A 17690-nucleotide genomic window follows, 5' to 3' on the forward strand; every position below is an offset into this window, starting at 1 on the left:
TTCTATTACGATTAATTGCAGGCAAAAGTAATATGCGGAAAAAATTTATTTTCTAAATGAGATATAATATTTGTCAATAAAGTAAATAATTAATTGATAATTCAAAAATACGTGTGTTTTGCTATATTATGTTTAACAAATAGGAGTTGAAATTGTAAACTGAATAGTTGAAAATGTTATCGTTTTTTTAGAACAGACTCTTTATCTAAAAAGATGTATGATTTTGCTTACAATATAACATTAAACTTGATTTTTCACATAGGGTTAAAAAGCAAGTTTTTTTTATATTTGTGAAAACTACAATACAATTTATATGCTAAAGAAAATTATCTTTCTAGGTTTATTAAACTTTACACATACAGCTTTAATAGCACAAACTAAAACAACTCCAATCTATTTGGACGAATCTAAGCCAGTCGAAGATCGTATTAAAGACGCTCTATCTCGAATGACTGTTGAGGAAAAAGTGAGAATGTTACATGCACAATCTAAATTTAGTTCTGCAGGTGTTCCAAGATTAGGTATTCCAGAATTTTGGACAACAGATGGACCACATGGAGTAAGAGCAGAGGTGCAATGGGACGAATGGGATCAAGCAGGATGGACAAATGATTCTATTATTGCTTATCCAGCATTAACAGCTTTATCTGCAACTTGGAACAAACAAATGTCTTGGAATTACGGAAAAGCAATTGGAGAAGAGGCAAGATACCGTAAAAAAGATGTTTTATTAGGACCTGGAGTAAATATTTACAGAACTCCACTTAATGGTAGAAACTTCGAATACATGGGAGAAGATCCTTATTTAACATCTATCATGGTAGTTCCTTATATTAAAGGTGTACAGTCTAATGGAGTAGCAACAAGTGTAAAACACTATGCGTTAAATAACCAAGAAATGTTTCGTCATACAAGTAATGTTAAATTAGATGACAGAGCGTTGTATGAAATCTATCTTCCACCTTTTAAGGCAGCAGTAACAGAAGGAGATTCTTGGACGATTATGGGTGCTTATGACAAATACAAAGACCAATATGCTAGTCAAAATCAATACCTTTTAAATGACATTCTAAAAGGAGAATGGGGATATAAAGGAGTTGTTGTATCTGATTGGGGAGCTGTAAATAATACCGAGCAGGCTATTAAAAATGGTCTTGATATGGAATTCGGAAGCTGGACAAATGGTCTTTCAGCAGGTACAAGCAATGCATATGATAATTATTATTTAGCAAAACCATACTTAGATTTAATTAAATCTGGAAAAGTAGGAACAAAAGAATTAGATGATAAAGTTACACGTATTTTACGTTTGGCTTACAAAACAACAATGAACAAAAATAAACCTTTTGGTAGTGTAGCATCTGAAGAACATATAGCTGTTGCAAAACAAATAGGTGAGGAGGGAATTGTTTTACTTAAAAATGATAATAATATTCTTCCAATAGATGCAAATAAAGTAAAATCTATTGCTGTTATTGGAGAGAATGCCATTAAGATGATGACTGTTGGTGGAGGTTCTTCTTCATTAAAAGCAAAATATGAAACTTTACCTCTTGACGGAATTAAATCTCGTTTCGGAAAACAAACTGAAGTAAAATATGCGAGAGGTTATGTTGGAGATCCAGGAGGAGAATATAATGGTGTAAAATCTGGTCAAAATTTAGAAGATAAGCGTTCAGAAAAAGAACTTTTTAACGAGGCAATTGCTTTAGCAAAATCTGCTGATGTTGTTATTTTTGTTGGAGGATTAAACAAAGCGGATTTTCAGGATTCTGAAGGTAATGATAGAAAAAGTTATAACTTACCATATAATCAAGACAAGTTAATACAAGAACTTGCAAAAGCAAATAAAAATCTTGTTGTAAGTTTAGTATCTGGTAATGCAGTTGCAATGCCTTGGATAAAAGATGTACCAAGTATTGTACAAACATGGTATTTAGGATCTGAAGCAGGAAACTCTTTAGCATCTGTATTAGCTGGAGATGCAAATCCATCTGGAAAATTACCATTTACATTCCCAGTTAAATTAGAAGATAACTCTGCTCATCAATTAGGAGAATATCCTGGGAATAAAGAAGAGTTAGCAGCCGGAAAAGGTAAAGATCAACAAAATCCGATTAACATTACATACAACGAAGGAATCTTAGTTGGTTACCGTTGGCATGATACTAAAAAGATTAAACCTCTTTTCAGTTTTGGACATGGATTAAGCTATACAACATTTGAGTTTGGTAAAGTAAAGGCTGATAAAACAACAATTAGTCAAAACGATAAAATCACATTTACATTTACTGTGAAAAATGTTGGTAACGTTGCAGGAGCCGAAGTTGCTCAACTTTATATTACAGATGTAAAATCGTCTGTTCTTCGTCCAACAAAAGAATTAAAAGGTTTTGAGAAAGTTTACTTAAAACCAGGAGAAGAAAAAGAAGTTAAAATTACAGTAGATAAAGCTGCATTAAGTTATTTTGATGCTGATAAACATGCTTGGGTTGCAGAACCAGGAGATTTTGAAGCTTTAATTGGAAATTCTTCTGATAATATAAAAACTAAAATTAAGTTTACACTTAAATAATCAAAAAAAGCTGTTCTGAAAAGAACAGCTTTTTATTTATCTTATGCTATCTTTAGACAATGGAAAATCTATTTTCAGCACATAAACAAGTTGCAACTGTTTCTTCTTTTTCGGAGCTAATCACAAAACATTTTCATGGAGAAATAAATGCATTATGTTGGCAAAGAAACTTAGAAGGAGATTTTAAAGAAATAGTCTCTCAACTACAATTAAAAGAGAATATTACTGAAATTTCTATTGAAGATTTAAAACAATTAAATTTATCCGATAAAGGAAATAGAGCAAGAGAAATCATTATAGATGATTTGGTTAATTTAACTGCTTTTGGAGCTATGCCAACTCTCAATCTATTAAAGGCGTATGACCGTGACGATGAGTTTGATTTTATTTCTACGGATGTTTATTCATTTCATGTGGATCGTTCACCTATTGGAACAGATACGTTTTTATGTACATATTATGGCGCTTCGAGTGATATTATTCCAAATGATGAGGTTGAACAAAAAATATTAATTCCAGAAGTTAGAGCAGCGCTGAAAAAACTACATGAAGGTACAGAAGATGACTTTGAGAATTTTTTAAAAGATAATTACTTTGATTTACATTATCAACCAAAACCAAATGCACAATCTGTAAATTTAGGATTAGGTCACCTTTGGCGATTAGCTGTAGATCATCCAGACCAAGAGGTTTTACCTTGTGTACATAGAGCTCCAAAAGAAAATAAGGACGAATATCGACTTTTGTTGATTTGCTAATTCATCTTCATTAAACAAGTTTTCAAATTTTATAAATTTACTCAACGCACAACACACATGACTATACAAGATTTAATAGGAGATTATTTTATTGAAGGGACTAATCAAGACGAAACAAACGATACCTATCACGGTATTCTTACTTTATCTCTTGATGAGAACAATCGTATCATTGCGCAATGGGTAATTGGCGATACCGTACAAAATGGAACAGGTTTTTATAAAGATCAAATCTTAGTGATTAATTTCAATTACGAAACTGGAGACAATAAAATTTACAAAGGTGTTGCTGTTTATCGTTGTATTAATAAAGATATTCTAGATGGGTTTTGGTCAGAAAAACATGGTAATCCTCTTTATTTAGGTACTGAATTTTGTTCTCGTATTAAAAAAGGAGAATTATTAGATTGATAACACTTTATTGATTAAGAAAGTTGAAATTCAATGGGATTTCTAAACTATTTTTATCAACGCTCATTGCTACAACTGTACGAAATCGTTTAATGTTTTTATTGCTAAAAAATAGTTCTCGAGAAAGTATTTCATAATCTTTCATCGTTGGAACAACTATTACTAAGAAAAAATCTGATTCACCAGTGACATAAAAATATTGTTGAATTTCAGGAACTAAAGAAAATTGTTCTTTTAGGGCATCAATCTGTTCTATTTTCTCACATTCAAGAAATAACTCTACCAATATAGTAACCTTATTACCTAGTTTATCTCTATTTATAACAGAAACATCTTTTTCAATAATTCCATCTTCACGTAATTTTTTTATACGTCTTTGTACAGCAGGAGCAGAAAGACCAATTGCTTCACCAATATCTCGTTGTGAAGTTAAATTATCTTTTTGTAGAATATCTAAAATTTTATAATCTAAAATATCAAGCATAACACGAAACAAAATTGCATAATGATATCCAAATTTAATAAAAAAGACAACTATAACTGATATAATTTTGCGTGCTATATAATAAAATTAAGATCAGAGTTAAATGAAAAAAGGAATTATTTTAGGAATACTAGCAGCTACATTATGGGGAATATCTGGAACATTAGGTCAGTTTCTTTTCGAAGAAAAAGAAATAAATGTTGAATGGTTGATAACAATACGTTTATTGATTTCTGGTATTTGCCTTTTGTTATTTGCAAAGTATAGAAAAAATGATCTTTTTAAAATATGGACGAATAAAAAAGATAGCGTTCAATTAATCGTATTTAGTATTGTTGGAATGCTAGGAGTACAGTATACTTATTTTGCCGCAATAAAACATTCTAATGCTGCTACAGCAACCGTTTTACAATTTATAGGTCCAATTCTTATTGCAATTTATTTAGCCATAAAATATAAAACATTACCAAAAAAAATAGAAATTCTAGCTATTGTTTTAGCTGTTTTAGGAACATTCTTACTCGTAACTCACGGAAAATTAAATAGTCTTTCTATAAGTCCTTTAGCATTATTTTTAGGATTAGCTTCAGCTGTTACACTGGCAATATATTCCCTACAAGCAAAAGAATTATTAATAAAATATAATTCAACAGCTATTGTAGGTTGGGCAATGCTGATAGGAGGAATAGTATTTAGTTTTGTAAAAGCTCCTTGGCAAATAGAAGGGAAATGGGATTTAGAAAGTCTCCTATCAATAATTTTTATTGTCTTTTTAGCGACATTAGTAGCCTTTTATTCCTATTTAACTGCAACAAAAATAATTGGTCCACAGAAAGCAAGTTTAGTAGCTTCTGTTGAACCACTTGTTGCTGTAGTTTTATCTGTTACTTGGTTAAATATTCCTTTTCAAATCATAGATTGGATAGGAAGCTTGTGCATAGTTTCTACTATTTTTTTATTGAGTAGAAGTAAATAAGAATTCTTAATTGTGTTGTATTTAACACATTTATACCGTATATGGTATGTTTATTGAATATTCTTAATCATAACGAAGCGTTCGTTTATAATTTTATAAAAAATAATCTCTACTTAATTAACAACCTTCACCTGTGTATGTCAGACAAATTGCTTTATAAATTTTAATAAAGCAAAGCAATTCAATTATTAATCTTAAAAGTAGATTAATTGAATGATGGTTTAGAGCTAAAGACTCTATTAGATATAGAATACTTATAACAGTTAAAACTAATCGTTATGTTTCCACAATTTGAAGAGTTCTTTTTATCTAGCTTACATATTTTTGCCTATATACTCTTACTTATAGGTGGATGGTTTTTTCTTTTCTTTTGGCTTAGAAAAAAGAAAAGAAATAAAAAGAACAGAGAGAATAGAGAGTAAAGTAGTGTTACTTTAATTAGTCGATTAACCAGTATATTTAAAACTGCCAATCGACTAATTTTTTTTCAATTGATTCTTAATAGAAAGAAGAAAAATTAAATAAAACTTATTTTCACTTTACTTATTACATTTATTTATTATTCTAAAAGTATACTAACAAGCAAATGTTAGTGTACTTTAATACATTAATTTTAAGAGCTTTAAATGTTTAAGAGTGTTTATGATCTTAATCATAAACAAGGCATGCTTATCTTGATAATTTAGCTAAACAAAGAAATCTAATTAGTATTTCGATAAAAGTTTAATCCAATTTATAGCGTAAGTAAATACTAGTCCATTTATGAGATAAATTACAAAACTACAATTATGAAAAGGAGTAATTCAAACAATCACAATTCGCAAAGCAATTCACACAACAATTCCCATAATGCAAAGTCTACGTTAGAAGAAATCTATCAGTTGGGTTATGATCATGGTTTTAACGACGCATCTCAGGACGAAGACTATGATGATGATTTTTCTGATTATGAAGACGAATATGACAATTTTGCAAGTGGTTATAACGAGGATAACTACGGCGACGATGATTATGATGACGACGACAATTATGACGTTGATTATGATTATGATGAAAGCGATTATCAGGACAATAGAAGAGGAAACAATAGAAGAAACATGCCAGAAAGAGACAATAGAGGGCGATTTGTTTCTTCTGATGATCGTTCTTCTGGTCGTGGAGGTCGCTCTTCATCATCACAATCAAATAACAGAAGATCTTCTTCTAATTCTAGCTCTAATTCTCGCAGTAATGCATCGAGAAGCGGGAATAGCAGAAATTCAGGAAGTGGAACAGGCTCTTCAAAAAGAGGTTTTGCTTCATTGAGTAAAGCTGAACGTATACGTATAGCGCGTATGGGAGGAAAAGCATCTCATGGAGGAGGTAATTCATCAAACCGACGTAACCAATCTTCAAATTCGAGCCGTTCAGGATTCGGAGGTAGAAGAAATGGTTAATTGTTTTGTATTGCCTCTTCTACAAGAAGAGGCAATTTTATTCTAAAAAAAGTAAAATTATGGTAAAGAAAGATTCAAGCACAACTGTTACAACAGAAATGCCAAAAGAAAATGTAGATACGAACATGAAAAAGTCTGAACTACATAAGTTTTTTTTAGCTGCATTAAAAGATATTTACTACGCAGAGCATGCACTGGTTGATGGTTTAGATAAAATGCAAAAATCAGCTACAACAGAAGAGTTACAAGATGCTTTTGAAGATCATCAATTACAAACGAAAAAACATATTAGTCGTTTAGAGAAGGTTTTTACATTATTAGATGAAAAAGCAGAAAAAAAGGAATGTGAAGCTATTAAAGGTTTAATAAAAGAAGCAGAAGAAATTATAAAATCTACTAAAGAAGGTACAATGACACGTGATGCAGCTTTAATTATTGCAGCCCAAAAAATTGAACATTATGAAATTGCGACTTATGGAGGTCTAGTTCAATTAGCACTAACAATGAAACATGATAAAATAGCTAATCTACTTGAAAAAACATTATTTGAAGAGGAAGAAACGGATTATAACCTAACCGATATTGCTGAGACTTCAATTAATTTTGAAGCTGAGGAAGAAGATTAGTTCTCTATCAGGTCTCTTATTTTTATTTTTTATTTCTGAAAATATTAATAAGAGATCTTTTTATTTAAGTAAAAGTTTAATTACTAATGTTTTTAACATTTTATTGTCGCTTATGGTATGTTTGTTGAGCTAAATTACTTTGACTTAAAATACCAAATACCAAATGTAACAGACCAAATAAAAACAAACTAAAAAAACAAGCTATGTTAATTGACGAGAAATTATTATATCAGTATGGAGCTGAAAGAATGTTCTATAAAAGTGGAGATATCATTTTTAATGAAGGTATGAGTCCATTTTTCTATTATCAGATTGTAGTTGGAAAAGTTAAACTCAATCATTATAACGAAGAAGGAAAAGAATCTATTCAGAATATTATATTGCCTGGACAGAGTATAGGAGAGTGTTTATTATTTTTAGACAATTTTTATCCTATGAATGCGGAGGTTTTAGAAGAAACAGTTCTTTTAAAATTAAGTAAAACAAAATTTTTAGAGCTATTAAATTTCTATCCCTACTTATACAAAGACCTTAGTTTATTTATGTCTGGAGAGTTATATCATAGATTTTTATTAATGCAAAATAATTCGATTAATAGTCCAATTATTCGATTAAAAGGATTACTAGATTATTTAAAGAATGAGACTTTAGATGCAGCAATTCCTTTTTCATTTAAAATAGATTTAACACGCCAACAATTGGCAGGTTTAACAGGGATGTGCGTAGAAACAGTAATTAGGACCGTTAAGCTAATGGAATCTCAGAATATGTTGAGGTTAAAAAAAGGAAAAATACTTTATTAATTACGATGTAATTTCTTCAACTGCTATATCACTAATAACTACATTATTTTATTCCGATATTTTTTATTAATATGTACAAGAAGCAGATTTTTGTTTTAATTTAAAATCTGCTACAGAGTATGTCTCACTCAAATTTTTCTCTTAACATAAAGAGAATTTCTTGTTCTTTTTGCACTTTAAAATAAGCAAATTTTGAGTATAAATTTATCAATGTTTCTTTTGTGATATTTGGTTTTAACTCTTGATTATGTTGTTTATTTGCTTTCAAGAAATCAATTGCTTGAGATTTATACGCTATTACTAAATTCGTTAAAAATTCCTTCTTTTCTTGGCAATTTGTTAATTGGCTCATTTTGTCTATAGATTGTATAATAAAAGGAAGATCGTGCAATAAATGATTTGTTGTAGAACCAAAAATAAACTCATGAATGAAGTCTACAAATTCATGATCTTTTTGGGTTATTTTTATAATTATACTCATATAGCAAATTTTTGAATTTATTTTTTATCCATTAACTATTTCACTACCATTTGGATGAATAACTTGTCCACTAATAAATCGTGAATCTTCACACGCTAAAAATAAAAATGCAGGAGCAATTTCATTTGGCATACCTGCTCTTCCCATAGGAGAATCAGTTCCAAATTTTTCAATTTTTTCTGGCTCAAAAGAAGAAACAATTAATGGAGTCCAAACTGGTCCAGGAGCAACAGCATTCACTCTAATTTCCTTTTCGACTAAATTAGCAGCTAAACTTCTTGTAAAAGATACAATAGCTCCTTTAGTTGCAGCATAATCTATTAACTTTGGACTTCCTCTGTAAGCTGTAACAGAAGTTGTGTTGATAATAGAACTTCCTTTTTTCATATATGGCAAAGCATATTTTGTTACCCAGAAACATGAGAAGACATTGTTTTTAAAAGTTTTCTCTAGTTGTTGAGTACTTATTTCCTCTAAACTTTCACTTTCCCAATGTAAAGCGGCATTGTTGATTAAAATATCAATTTTTTGATACGATTTTATAGTTTGCTCTACAGCTTTCTCACAGTTCTTTTCAATAGATAAATCAACTTTAATTAGTTTACATTTAACATTATATTTTTCTACTTCTTTTTTGGTTTTTGACGCTTCATGTTTTTCACTTAAGTAAACAATAGCTAAATCGGCACCTTCTTGAGCAAAAAGCAAAGCAGTTGCTTTTCCTATTCCACTATCTCCTCCTGTAATTAAAGCAATTTTACCAGCTAATTTGCCTTCTTTTTGATAATCAATTGGAGAAGTTTCTGGTACAGGTTTCATTTTTTTTTCTTCACCTGGTCGCTTTTGCTGTTGACTTTCTTGATTTATTTTTTTCATATCGTATTGTTTTTATTATTCAAAATCAATTTATACTTCTTCAAAAATTTCTTCTTCTCGTACAGCGTTTATAGAGAAATATTGCATCATTATAAACTGATAAATCAATTTTTCACCCATACATTTGCATAGAATAAGATATAAATAAGGATGCATTTCTAATAAATTGAAAAAGTTTATTTTTTCTAATCTAATAACATCGCAATCCTCAATTGCTTGAATAGCTATTGAGTAACAATCTTCCGAGAATAAAAAAGATTCTCCTAAACTTTGACCATTTACAAGGCTGGTCTCTAAAATAATTTCTTCCTGATTAAAATTGTCTCTTCTTACGCTTCCACGTGATAGTTGAAAATAAAATTTTGCATTATCTCCTTTTTCCACTATCATATCTCCTTCCTTATATGTTTTTTGGATTGCTCCAAATTCAAATAATAATTTTTTGTCTATTAACATATAGTAAGTTTTATAAGGGGTTAAAAAATGACAATTTATCTTGTCTTAGAAGTATTAGCTAAAGTACGTTTACATTATTGCTGTTTTTATGAGTGCAATCATATTTATACTTAATCTTTTGAGTTGAAAAAGTAGCATTACTCTTATAAAATTCAATTTTACTGTAATACTTTATAAGCATATTATATGAAAATCCAATATGATCTCAATCATAAACTTATAGTTTTTCTACTTTTAATTTTGAAACTATATATGATGAATGTCATTTATAAATGTACTTTGTTTAACCACAAAAAGATAATTTATGAAATCTATTGCGACTATCACATTTCTATTTGCTTTAATAGTTTTTAGCTGTAAAAGAACAAATGAAATGAAACGAAATAACACAGATATTGTCCCACACGATAGTATCATGTCAGGAGAGACCCCAATGTACCCTGACTCTACAAGTACTATACTTCCAGTTGATAGTATATCTCATAAAGTAGATTCTATTAAAAGAAGTAGATAAAAGAAGTATTTGTGTTAGGAGAATTCCTATGTAAATAGGAATTCTTTTTTTATAGTTGAAAAAGATACATTAACCTATACCTGTAATCCATTAATAATTTTTCCTAAATCCTAAATTATGAGTTTATTTCAAACAAAAAAAAGTATAAGTGGTAAAGTAGTTGTAATTACTGGTGCATCGAGTGGTGTAGGTTTAGCTACGGCAATTGCGTTTGCAAAAGAAGGGTGTAAAATAGTTTTGGCTGCTAGAGGAGAAGAGGCTTTAAAAAAAGCATTACAAGAATGTAAAGATCTAGGAGCTACTGTTGTGTATAAAACAACAGATACCTCAAATGCAGAAGAAATAGAAGAGTTGGTTAACTTCACATTAAAACATTTTAGTCAAATAGATTTCTGGATAAACAATGCAGGAGTTATGGCAAGTGGTAAATTCGAAGAAATTCCTATGGAAGTTTCCGAACAAGTTATCAAAACAAATTTAATGGGATATATGCATAGTGCATATTATGTTTTACCAGTTTTTAAGAAACAAGAAAAAGGAATTCTTATTAATAATGTTTCCATTGCAGGTTATATGCCAGCTCCTTTTAGTGCGGTATATTCTGCTACAAAATACGGGATAAAAGGATTAATGGCTGGTCTACAAAGTGAGTATTCTATTTATCCAGAGATTCATATTTGTAATATTTACCCTCAAGTCCAACAATCTACAGGAAATATGCATTCTGCAAAATATTCTGGTTTAGATTTTAAAATACCTCCATTTGCAGCAGATCCAACAGATACAGCTCAACTTATGGTTAATTTAACTAAAAAACCTAAAAATGATAACTTTCCAGATGCTAGTTCTTACTTATTAAAATCCGTTCATGATTTTTTTCCACAAATAATTACGAATATAGCCCATACCGCTATGCGTGTAATGATGAAAATGAAACATGGAGAAGAGGACGAAGGCAATATCTTGAAACCATCAGGAGAACCTCATCAAATTTATGGAGAAACGAGTTTGCCTGTTCCTTCTAAAAATACTAAAAGGATAGTGACTTTAGGAGTTGTGATAGGATTTGGGTTATATATGATGAAGAAAGGAGGGAAGAATTAATGATAGAATGTGCTTATATATTATTTATAATGAATAATATATAGAATGTAATTTAAGAAATTATGGCTCTGCTCATAAATTACAACTCTTATAAAATTTTAAATTTATAGTAAGAATATTGTTTAATCAAAATACAATAACCATGAAACATATTGATGTACATAGTTTAAATAGAGACGAAATTCAAAATATATTGAATCAATTCTATGATAGAGTATTCGAATTAGGATATAATGAAGGTAAAGCTGAGGTTAATGAAGATTGTAAAGTTGATACAAGAGAAGGAGTGATATTAAGCGAAGGAGGAAAACCTGAAGATAATGAAGGAGGTCTTTATTCCATCAAAGAAAAGTCTGGTTTAGTAGAATATGTCACTGCTCAATTTTATGATATTTTAAATGCTTAAAAACTAATAAAACTTTATAAAATAATAATTTAAATATTTTTCGGAATAGATTTTGTAAACCTTATAATAAATAAAAAACATTAATATGAGAAATTTAATATCAATTGTTGCCGTTGTTTTGCTTATTCTATGGGCTATTGGTTATTTTGGTTTTGGTGAAGCCGTAGGTCAATTTATCCACATCCTTTTAGTATTAGCAGTTATTGCCATACTTTACAGATTAATTACAGGTAATAGACCTTAATGAAAAAAGCTGAAAGAATCTATTGTTTAAAAGTTCTTTCAGCTTTTTAGTTTTTCTAATAATTAGTTTTCTTTATTTCAGAATTAATCTTAGCATATAATTGTTCTAAGAAATTATTTTACTCATTATTTTTTTCAGTTTCCTGCAGTATTTTTTCAATCATTTTTTCTGCGTTGCCATTAGTTCCACCCAATTCTATGGCTTTTTTATAACAATTTATTGCTAAATCATATTGTTTATTGGTGTAGTAAGCTTCTGCTAAACTATCCATTACATTGGAATTTTCTGGAAATTCTTTTACCACTAATTTAAAAATTTCGATGGACTCATTTATTTTACCTGCTCTTAGTAATTCATAACCTAATGAATTTAGTTCGCTTGGGTTATTAAAACTATATTCTTCTTCAGAAGTTTTTTTCACTTTATAGTAAGTTTCAATCGCTTTATTTACATCAACAAAAGCTTCTTTTTTTAAGAGTTGAGCAACCGATTTTTTAAGAATTTCGTAAGCTTTTCCAAGCATAATATCTCGAATTATATGACCTAAATCCCAAACTTTATTGCGATTGTTTGATGCTAGGATTACAATGATATCATTTTTAATATCGTTTAATAAAATAGATTCAAATTTATACGAAATACCATTGTGAAGTTGAAATTTATCTTCTTCATAGAATCGACCAAGTGATCCGCCCTGATCTTTTGCGTATGGATTATTCAATAATGTTTCAAAGGATTTTTTAGAAATTAAACGATTATGATTCATCGCATCAATCCATTTGTACATATCGTTAACATCTAACCAAAGCCAACCGCTGATAAATTCCATTTCTGGACATCGCACATTATCCATATCGTAGCAAGATGTTCGGTTTTTGTAACCCGATTTTGCATCAAAAACGGAATTGTTCATTTTCAATGGTTTGATAATATTTTTAGTGACAAAATCTTGGAAAGTCATTTCTGTTATCTTTTCAATAATTCTTCTTTGCAAAAACACATTACCATTATCATATCTGTAACCTTTTCCAGGTTCAAATAACAAGGTGTCCGTTTTTTTCAAAATCTTCCAAGCTTCATCATCATTTTTCGGAACAATTAATCCATTCTCTAATCTGGGAATTCCACTGACGTAATTAATCAAATGTCTTGTCGTTACTTTTTCCGACCATTTTGGTAAGTCAAAATTATATTTAGAAATAGGATCATCAAGATTTAACTGTCCGCGTTCAGCTAACATCATAATAGCAACCGCATTAAACTGCTTTGCAATAGAGCCAAAATTTAAAATTGAATTCTCTGTTAATAGTGTTTTTTTAGTTTCATCAGTAAAACCAAACGATTTTTGATAGATGATTTTTCCTTTTTTAGCAACCAAAACATTTCCGTTGAATAAACCTTTTTCGTAGGATTTAGTCATTAATTCATTAATTTGATTGATTTCATTTTTTTGTTCAATCGGCTTTTGAGCTAAAAGAAAATTGGTGAATAAAACGGCTATTAACAAATAAAAAAACTGATTTTTCATGTTGAAGATTATTTTGAATATAAGATTTGATTAATTTTTGAAAGCATTTCTTTTGCGTTTTGATTGGTTGGTTCTAATTCCAATACCTTTTGGTAATCTTTTATAGACAATTGGTAATCTTTATTGTTGAAATAGGCTTCACCTCGGCTATCATAAGCATTTGCATAATTTGGAAATTCATTCACACTTAAGTTAAAAATTTTGATAGCTGAGTTGATGTTGCCATCTTTCAAAAACTCATATCCTAAGGTGTTTAATTCATTTTGATTGGAGAAGTTATAAAAATCTGGTTCCTTTTTCTTTAATTTTTTATAAAGTTCAATGCCTTTATTCACATCATTTTGGGCAACTTTTCTTATCGTTAAATAAATAGACTCCTTAATAGGTTCTAAAGGAAAGTTTTCCCAATTATTAATGCTCGCAATACTATTCACAATCTCATAAACAAGATTTATATTGTTTCCGTTTGTCATTACAGCAATTCCATTTCCGTTTTCCAAACTACCCACATAATGACAAACAAATCCATAATTCCCGCCGCTATGACCAAAATATTTTATTCCTTTATAGTCCTGTGTAAATGCCCCAAGATTATTTTCAAGCCTTTGAAGCGACATTTCTTGGGTTAAGATTTTATTAGATTCTCCTAACAAAGACAATTGTGTTTCGATCATGTAATGAGCTAAATCTGTCGGAGTAGTCCATAATCCAGCAGCAGCTTGCTCTGGATAAATATGATACTTTCCTTCAACTTCTTTTCCATTGATATAGGCTGTTGCAAGTGAGTTTTCTTTATCTTTTAATGGAGGTTGATTAAAAAAACTGCTCTTCATTCCTAAAGGAATTAATACATTCTTCAACATATAATCCTCGTATTTTTCATTGGTTGTATTTTCGAGAATTAATTGACTAATCGTAGTACCTCCACCAGAATATTTAAATTCTAGATTAGGTTCAAATATAGAACGAACAGCAGGAGTATTAGCTGGTTTTTCACCATTAAGAATTTGAATTATTGTTGGTAATTTTTGTTCTCTTTCATAACCTCCGAAACCATTAACAGATAAACCCGCTTTGTGATTTAACAAATTTTCAATTGTAATTTTTTTCCCTTTAGAAATAGAATCATATGGAAATTTCCAAATTTTTAAATAATTATTAATGTCATTATCTAACCTTAATTTTCTTTGCTCCACTAATTTTAAAATCCCAAGACTATTAAGTGATTTACTTATAGATGCCGCTTGAAAAAGAGTTTCTGCTGTTGCTGATCTTTTTTCAGAAACGTCAGCAAAACCGTAGGCTTTTACCCATTCTATTTTATAATCTTTAATGAGTGCTATACTAACGGCGTTTGCATTGTAAAATGACATACGTTCTTTTAAAGACGATTTTTTATTTCTGGATTTGTCCCAATGATTAAGATTGGTTTCGAGTAATTTGATTTTATCACTTAAATTTTGAGCAAATGAGTTGAATGATAATAGAAGTGAAATAAATGCAATTATTTTTTTCATATACATTTTTTAGATTGAATGATATTTTTAAAAAACTTTTTGCAAATATGCTGTGAAAAGCTGTGATAGGCGACCGACTAAAAATAGTCGAACGCATTTGTAAGGAAAAAAGACAAATTATTTTGGATTTTTTCTGAAATCTGTGGGAGTTGTTCCCGTATATTTTTTGAATGATGTACTAAACGACGATTTAGAATTGAAACCTACTTCATAAAGAATTTCTAAAATAGTGAGTTCTTTTTTAGATGGATTTTTTAAAATTTCTTTGGCTTTTTCGATTCTATATTCATTAATGAAATCAAAGAAATGTTTGTTCATGTATAAATTAATCAAAGCCGATAATTCTTTCACGGGCATTTCTACTTGCTCTGCCAAATTCTGAATCGTTAATGAAGAATCGAGATAAGGTTCATTTTTAATCATAAACTCTTTTAACGTTTCAATTTGCGTATTCTTTTCTTCATCTATCTCTAAAGATGGTTTTTCTTCGGAAACAACTTCTTCTATCGGTTTTAAATCTGAATTAACTCCTCGGAAAAAATCAGGATTGTTTAATGCTACAAAAAGATACCAACACGTGCAAAACAAAAATGCAAATCCATCAATAGTAACAATCCATGCTCTAATTTCGCCAAATCCAAAAATATAGGTAACCAACCATCTTGTTAAGACAATAAAATGTAAAACGTAATAGAGAATGGTAATTTTGTAAAGAGCATTAAGTGCTGAAATATTTGGGTTTGTATAATTCTCGAGATACACTTTTTTAGCCTTTCTAATTGCCAAAAATGAGGCAATAAAATAGACTTGAAACAGGACTTCGAAAAGGTAGAGCAAAAATTGAAAGAACGGCATATCGTTCATGCCATTAATGAATTTTATTTTAGCAGGTCTATCATTAAAATAAATTCCCCACATCATAAACCCATTGAATACCAAAAATGGAATAAGATGTATGATGTGTTTCGGTTTAAAACGAAAATTGGTGTAACATACAGATACTACATACAGATAAAATGATGCTGAAACTATGTAGTTAGTGCTCCAACGAAATGCCTCGAGGTTGATGTAATTGATGGGAAAATCACGTATCAAAAACTTCAATCCATCTGCAGCAGTTGTAAAAAGAAAAAGAGCAAGCAACCAATTGGATAGTTTGTTCTTGGTTTTTACAGTTACCAAAAACAATGCAAGAACAAATACAAGAAAAATTCCTATAAAAGCAGCTATTTCTTTAAAAGTGAAGTTGTCCATTTTTGTAAACCAATACCTCTATACTATATTATTTCGTCTTGTTTGTAGAGGCGGTAAATATAAAATTTTAATTTATATTAATTTAGTTTTCTATTTCAAATTGATGAATATGGATTTATTTGAAATAAAAACCTCATCAGATTATTTTGATGAGGTTTTTATCTATATTTATAATATGTTTGATTTGATTACTTCTTAATACAGAAAGTGTGAATTCCTTTATTTATCTAAAGCGTAGGGGAGTGAGGTGTAGTTATATTTATAAAAAATTAACTAAAAATAATTCATCTATAAACTCAGATTATGAGAATTATATATCCCCATTACTTTTATATTCTTCTAGTTCTTTATAAAAATCACTTTTGAATTTATGTAAAGGTATATTTTGTATATTCTTGTCTGTATACGATGTTTCAGAAATAAACGATTCTAAATTATCAGAAATATCTTTTTCAGTTAGTTTTGAAATTTGCATTTTATAAGATGGAGAATTAAATTTTTTGTATCTATCCAATAGATTTACTATTGGTGATTTATATTCTTTATATAACGAAGTTAATTCTAATCTACTTTCCAATGTTGGATTGATATTATCTATGATTAAATCATCCATTTTGTTAAGTTTCGCTTCTCCATTGCTAATATCAATAACATTTTTAAAATTAAACTTTGGAATTTGATGATTATCAAATGGATTAAAATTAAAATTATTATCGGTAGCATCTGATTTTCTTTGATTGCAAAGAGAACAAACAGGAATTAAATTATTTAAACTTACACTGATTAGGGCATTTTTACTTTTAGGATATATATGATCTAAATTCCCATTTAAATACATCTTCATTTTTCCTGTATAAATTGTAGTATATTGTGCTAAACAGTAATGGCAATTACTTGCTTCTCGTTTCGAATAATATAAAATCAATCTATCTTTTCTTTCAGAGTAATTGAATACAGATTCTAAATAAGTATTTAAATTTAAAAGTTCATTCAATTCGTTATTTATTTTAGACTTTTCATTGGAATTTAAATTAGTGTCATTCTTTTGTTTTTCTAAATCTTTTATTTTTTTATCATTTTTCAATTCTTTTCTTTGAAATGATATATTTTCAAGAGAAATTTGATTTAATTTTTTTACTGTTTCTAAATTAGCCATTACAAAAGAATCCGTTGAATTAACGTCAATTGAAATTACATTTTCTAAACTCGAAAAAAAAGTAGTTAAATTACTTATTGAGTAT

At 29.2% G+C, this 17690-nt stretch carries 20 protein-coding genes; 12 read left to right on the forward strand and 8 right to left on the reverse strand.

Annotated elements, in window-relative coordinates; all coding sequences use genetic code 11:
* Positions 1-313 precede the first annotated feature (313 nt).
* Genes BUA86_RS04220 through BUA86_RS04230 form a run of 3 tightly spaced genes read left to right on the forward strand, consistent with a single transcriptional unit; the run spans position 314 to position 3744 of the window.
* Positions 314-2575, forward strand: a complete 2262-nt coding sequence (locus BUA86_RS04220; protein WP_072930161.1) for a glycoside hydrolase family 3 C-terminal domain-containing protein — start codon at positions 314-316, stop codon at positions 2573-2575.
* Positions 2576-2634: 59 nt separating this feature from the next.
* A complete protein-coding gene (locus tag BUA86_RS04225; protein WP_072930163.1) occupies positions 2635-3333 on the forward strand; it encodes a DUF1826 domain-containing protein in 699 nt (232 codons plus the stop codon).
* A gap of 57 nt (positions 3334-3390) precedes the next feature.
* On the forward strand, positions 3391-3744 hold the full coding sequence (locus BUA86_RS04230) for a hypothetical protein (protein WP_072930165.1): 354 nt from the start codon (positions 3391-3393) through the stop codon (positions 3742-3744).
* Positions 3745-3751: 7 nt separating this feature from the next.
* On the opposite strand, the gene BUA86_RS04235 is transcribed toward BUA86_RS04230, so the two are convergent.
* A complete protein-coding gene (locus tag BUA86_RS04235) occupies positions 3752-4228 on the reverse strand; it encodes an Lrp/AsnC family transcriptional regulator (protein ID WP_072930166.1) in 477 nt (158 codons plus the stop codon).
* A 103-nt stretch (positions 4229-4331) separates the two neighbouring features.
* Here BUA86_RS04235 and BUA86_RS04240 point away from each other — a divergent pair, with 103 nt between their 5' ends.
* The 4 genes from BUA86_RS04240 to BUA86_RS04255 all read left to right on the forward strand — a co-directional run bounded on the left by BUA86_RS04240 (position 4332) and on the right by BUA86_RS04255 (position 8069).
* Entirely contained in the window at positions 4332-5204 is an 873-nt protein-coding gene (locus tag BUA86_RS04240) for a DMT family transporter (protein WP_072930168.1), read from the forward strand.
* Positions 5205-5992: 788 nt separating this feature from the next.
* Positions 5993-6640 (forward strand): KGG domain-containing protein, encoded by a 648-nt coding sequence (locus BUA86_RS04245; RefSeq protein WP_072930171.1) that lies wholly within the window; start codon positions 5993-5995, stop codon positions 6638-6640.
* Positions 6641-6699: 59 nt separating this feature from the next.
* On the forward strand, positions 6700-7266 hold the full coding sequence (locus BUA86_RS04250; protein WP_143147236.1) for a ferritin-like domain-containing protein: 567 nt from the start codon (positions 6700-6702) through the stop codon (positions 7264-7266).
* A 203-nt stretch (positions 7267-7469) separates the two neighbouring features.
* Positions 7470-8069: a Crp/Fnr family transcriptional regulator gene (locus BUA86_RS04255; RefSeq protein WP_072930173.1), complete on the forward strand. Its 600-nt coding sequence runs from the start codon at positions 7470-7472 to the stop codon at positions 8067-8069.
* Positions 8070-8193: 124 nt separating this feature from the next.
* Here BUA86_RS04255 and BUA86_RS04260 read toward each other — a convergent pair whose 3' ends face one another.
* The 3 genes from BUA86_RS04260 to BUA86_RS04270 are packed head-to-tail and all read right to left on the reverse strand — an operon-like array spanning position 8194 to position 9882.
* Positions 8194-8550 carry a hypothetical protein gene (locus tag BUA86_RS04260; protein ID WP_072930174.1) on the reverse strand — a complete coding sequence of 119 codons (357 nt, stop codon included), beginning with the start codon at positions 8548-8550 and terminating at the stop codon, positions 8194-8196.
* A 24-nt stretch (positions 8551-8574) separates the two neighbouring features.
* Positions 8575-9426 carry an SDR family oxidoreductase gene (locus BUA86_RS04265; protein ID WP_072930183.1) on the reverse strand — a complete coding sequence of 284 codons (852 nt, stop codon included), beginning with the start codon at positions 9424-9426 and terminating at the stop codon, positions 8575-8577.
* A 30-nt stretch (positions 9427-9456) separates the two neighbouring features.
* Complete coding sequence (locus tag BUA86_RS04270) at positions 9457-9882, reverse strand: Crp/Fnr family transcriptional regulator (protein WP_072930184.1); 426 nt, start codon at positions 9880-9882, stop codon at positions 9457-9459.
* Positions 9883-10186: 304 nt separating this feature from the next.
* Here BUA86_RS04270 and BUA86_RS04275 point away from each other — a divergent pair, with 304 nt between their 5' ends.
* The 4 genes from BUA86_RS04275 (at position 10187) to BUA86_RS16040 (ending at position 12150) form a co-directional block, all read left to right on the forward strand.
* Positions 10187-10396, forward strand: a complete 210-nt coding sequence (locus BUA86_RS04275) for a hypothetical protein (protein WP_072930185.1) — start codon at positions 10187-10189, stop codon at positions 10394-10396.
* Between the two features lie 117 nt (positions 10397-10513).
* Complete coding sequence (locus BUA86_RS04280) at positions 10514-11500, forward strand: SDR family NAD(P)-dependent oxidoreductase (RefSeq protein ID WP_072930186.1); 987 nt, start codon at positions 10514-10516, stop codon at positions 11498-11500.
* 142 nt (positions 11501-11642) lie between these two features.
* The gene (locus BUA86_RS04285) at positions 11643-11906 is read left to right on the forward strand and encodes a hypothetical protein (protein ID WP_072930187.1); all 264 of its coding nucleotides are present in this window, start codon (positions 11643-11645) and stop codon (positions 11904-11906) included.
* Between the two features lie 85 nt (positions 11907-11991).
* Positions 11992-12150, forward strand: coding sequence for a lmo0937 family membrane protein (locus tag BUA86_RS16040; RefSeq protein WP_143147237.1), 159 nt, complete (start codon positions 11992-11994; stop codon positions 12148-12150).
* 118 nt (positions 12151-12268) lie between these two features.
* On the opposite strand, the gene BUA86_RS04290 is transcribed toward BUA86_RS16040, so the two are convergent.
* From BUA86_RS04290 to BUA86_RS04300, 3 genes are all read right to left on the reverse strand, one after another.
* The gene (locus BUA86_RS04290; RefSeq protein WP_072930188.1) at positions 12269-13678 is read right to left on the reverse strand and encodes a serine hydrolase; all 1410 of its coding nucleotides are present in this window, start codon (positions 13676-13678) and stop codon (positions 12269-12271) included.
* Positions 13679-13686: 8 nt separating this feature from the next.
* Positions 13687-15195: a serine hydrolase gene (locus BUA86_RS04295; RefSeq protein ID WP_178300397.1), complete on the reverse strand. Its 1509-nt coding sequence runs from the start codon at positions 15193-15195 to the stop codon at positions 13687-13689.
* A gap of 117 nt (positions 15196-15312) precedes the next feature.
* The gene (locus tag BUA86_RS04300; protein ID WP_229731861.1) at positions 15313-16116 is read right to left on the reverse strand and encodes a helix-turn-helix domain-containing protein; all 804 of its coding nucleotides are present in this window, start codon (positions 16114-16116) and stop codon (positions 15313-15315) included.
* Between the two features lie 154 nt (positions 16117-16270).
* Here BUA86_RS04300 and BUA86_RS16245 point away from each other — a divergent pair, with 154 nt between their 5' ends.
* A complete protein-coding gene (locus BUA86_RS16245) occupies positions 16271-16648 on the forward strand; it encodes a hypothetical protein (protein ID WP_229731859.1) in 378 nt (125 codons plus the stop codon).
* Between the two features lie 111 nt (positions 16649-16759).
* Here the strand turns inward: BUA86_RS16245 and BUA86_RS04305 are convergent, their stop codons facing one another.
* Entirely contained in the window at positions 16760-17605 is an 846-nt protein-coding gene (locus BUA86_RS04305; protein ID WP_188435014.1) for an HNH endonuclease, read from the reverse strand.
* Between the last annotated feature and the right edge of the window lie 85 nt (positions 17606-17690).

The organism is Chishuiella changwenlii (genome assembly GCF_900142565.1).
In the GTDB taxonomy this organism is placed as follows: Bacteria; Bacteroidota; Bacteroidia; order Flavobacteriales; family Weeksellaceae; genus Empedobacter; species Empedobacter changwenlii.

Excerpts from the sequence above, each read along its gene's own strand:
- BUA86_RS04265 (WP_072930183.1), bottom strand. The coding sequence starts at position 9,426 with ATGAAAAAAATAAATCAAGAAAGTCAACAGCAAAAGCGACCAGGTGAA.
- BUA86_RS04300 (WP_229731861.1), bottom strand. The coding sequence starts at position 16,116 with ATGATGTGGGGAATTTATTTTAATGATAGACCTGCTAAAATAAAATTC.
- BUA86_RS04275 (WP_072930185.1), top strand. The coding sequence starts at position 10,187 with ATGAAATCTATTGCGACTATCACATTTCTATTTGCTTTAATAGTTTTT.
- BUA86_RS04240 (WP_072930168.1), top strand. The coding sequence starts at position 4,332 with ATGAAAAAAGGAATTATTTTAGGAATACTAGCAGCTACATTATGGGGA.
- BUA86_RS04255 (WP_072930173.1), top strand. The coding sequence starts at position 7,470 with ATGTTAATTGACGAGAAATTATTATATCAGTATGGAGCTGAAAGAATG.
- BUA86_RS04305 (WP_188435014.1), bottom strand. The coding sequence starts at position 17,605 with ATGGCTAATTTAGAAACAGTAAAAAAATTAAATCAAATTTCTCTTGAA.
- BUA86_RS04270 (WP_072930184.1), bottom strand. The coding sequence starts at position 9,882 with ATGTTAATAGACAAAAAATTATTATTTGAATTTGGAGCAATCCAAAAA.
- BUA86_RS04295 (WP_178300397.1), bottom strand. The coding sequence starts at position 15,195 with ATGAAAAAAATAATTGCATTTATTTCACTTCTATTATCATTCAACTCA.
- BUA86_RS04235 (WP_072930166.1), bottom strand. The coding sequence starts at position 4,228 with ATGCTTGATATTTTAGATTATAAAATTTTAGATATTCTACAAAAAGAT.
- BUA86_RS04230 (WP_072930165.1), top strand. The coding sequence starts at position 3,391 with ATGACTATACAAGATTTAATAGGAGATTATTTTATTGAAGGGACTAAT.
- BUA86_RS04260 (WP_072930174.1), bottom strand. The coding sequence starts at position 8,550 with ATGAGTATAATTATAAAAATAACCCAAAAAGATCATGAATTTGTAGAC.
- BUA86_RS16040 (WP_143147237.1), top strand. The coding sequence starts at position 11,992 with ATGAGAAATTTAATATCAATTGTTGCCGTTGTTTTGCTTATTCTATGG.
- BUA86_RS04245 (WP_072930171.1), top strand. The coding sequence starts at position 5,993 with ATGAAAAGGAGTAATTCAAACAATCACAATTCGCAAAGCAATTCACAC.
- BUA86_RS16245 (WP_229731859.1), top strand. The coding sequence starts at position 16,271 with ATGGGAAAATCACGTATCAAAAACTTCAATCCATCTGCAGCAGTTGTA.
- BUA86_RS04280 (WP_072930186.1), top strand. The coding sequence starts at position 10,514 with ATGAGTTTATTTCAAACAAAAAAAAGTATAAGTGGTAAAGTAGTTGTA.
- BUA86_RS04290 (WP_072930188.1), bottom strand. The coding sequence starts at position 13,678 with ATGAAAAATCAGTTTTTTTATTTGTTAATAGCCGTTTTATTCACCAAT.
- BUA86_RS04285 (WP_072930187.1), top strand. The coding sequence starts at position 11,643 with ATGAAACATATTGATGTACATAGTTTAAATAGAGACGAAATTCAAAAT.
- BUA86_RS04225 (WP_072930163.1), top strand. The coding sequence starts at position 2,635 with ATGGAAAATCTATTTTCAGCACATAAACAAGTTGCAACTGTTTCTTCT.
- BUA86_RS04250 (WP_143147236.1), top strand. The coding sequence starts at position 6,700 with ATGGTAAAGAAAGATTCAAGCACAACTGTTACAACAGAAATGCCAAAA.
- BUA86_RS04220 (WP_072930161.1), top strand. The coding sequence starts at position 314 with ATGCTAAAGAAAATTATCTTTCTAGGTTTATTAAACTTTACACATACA.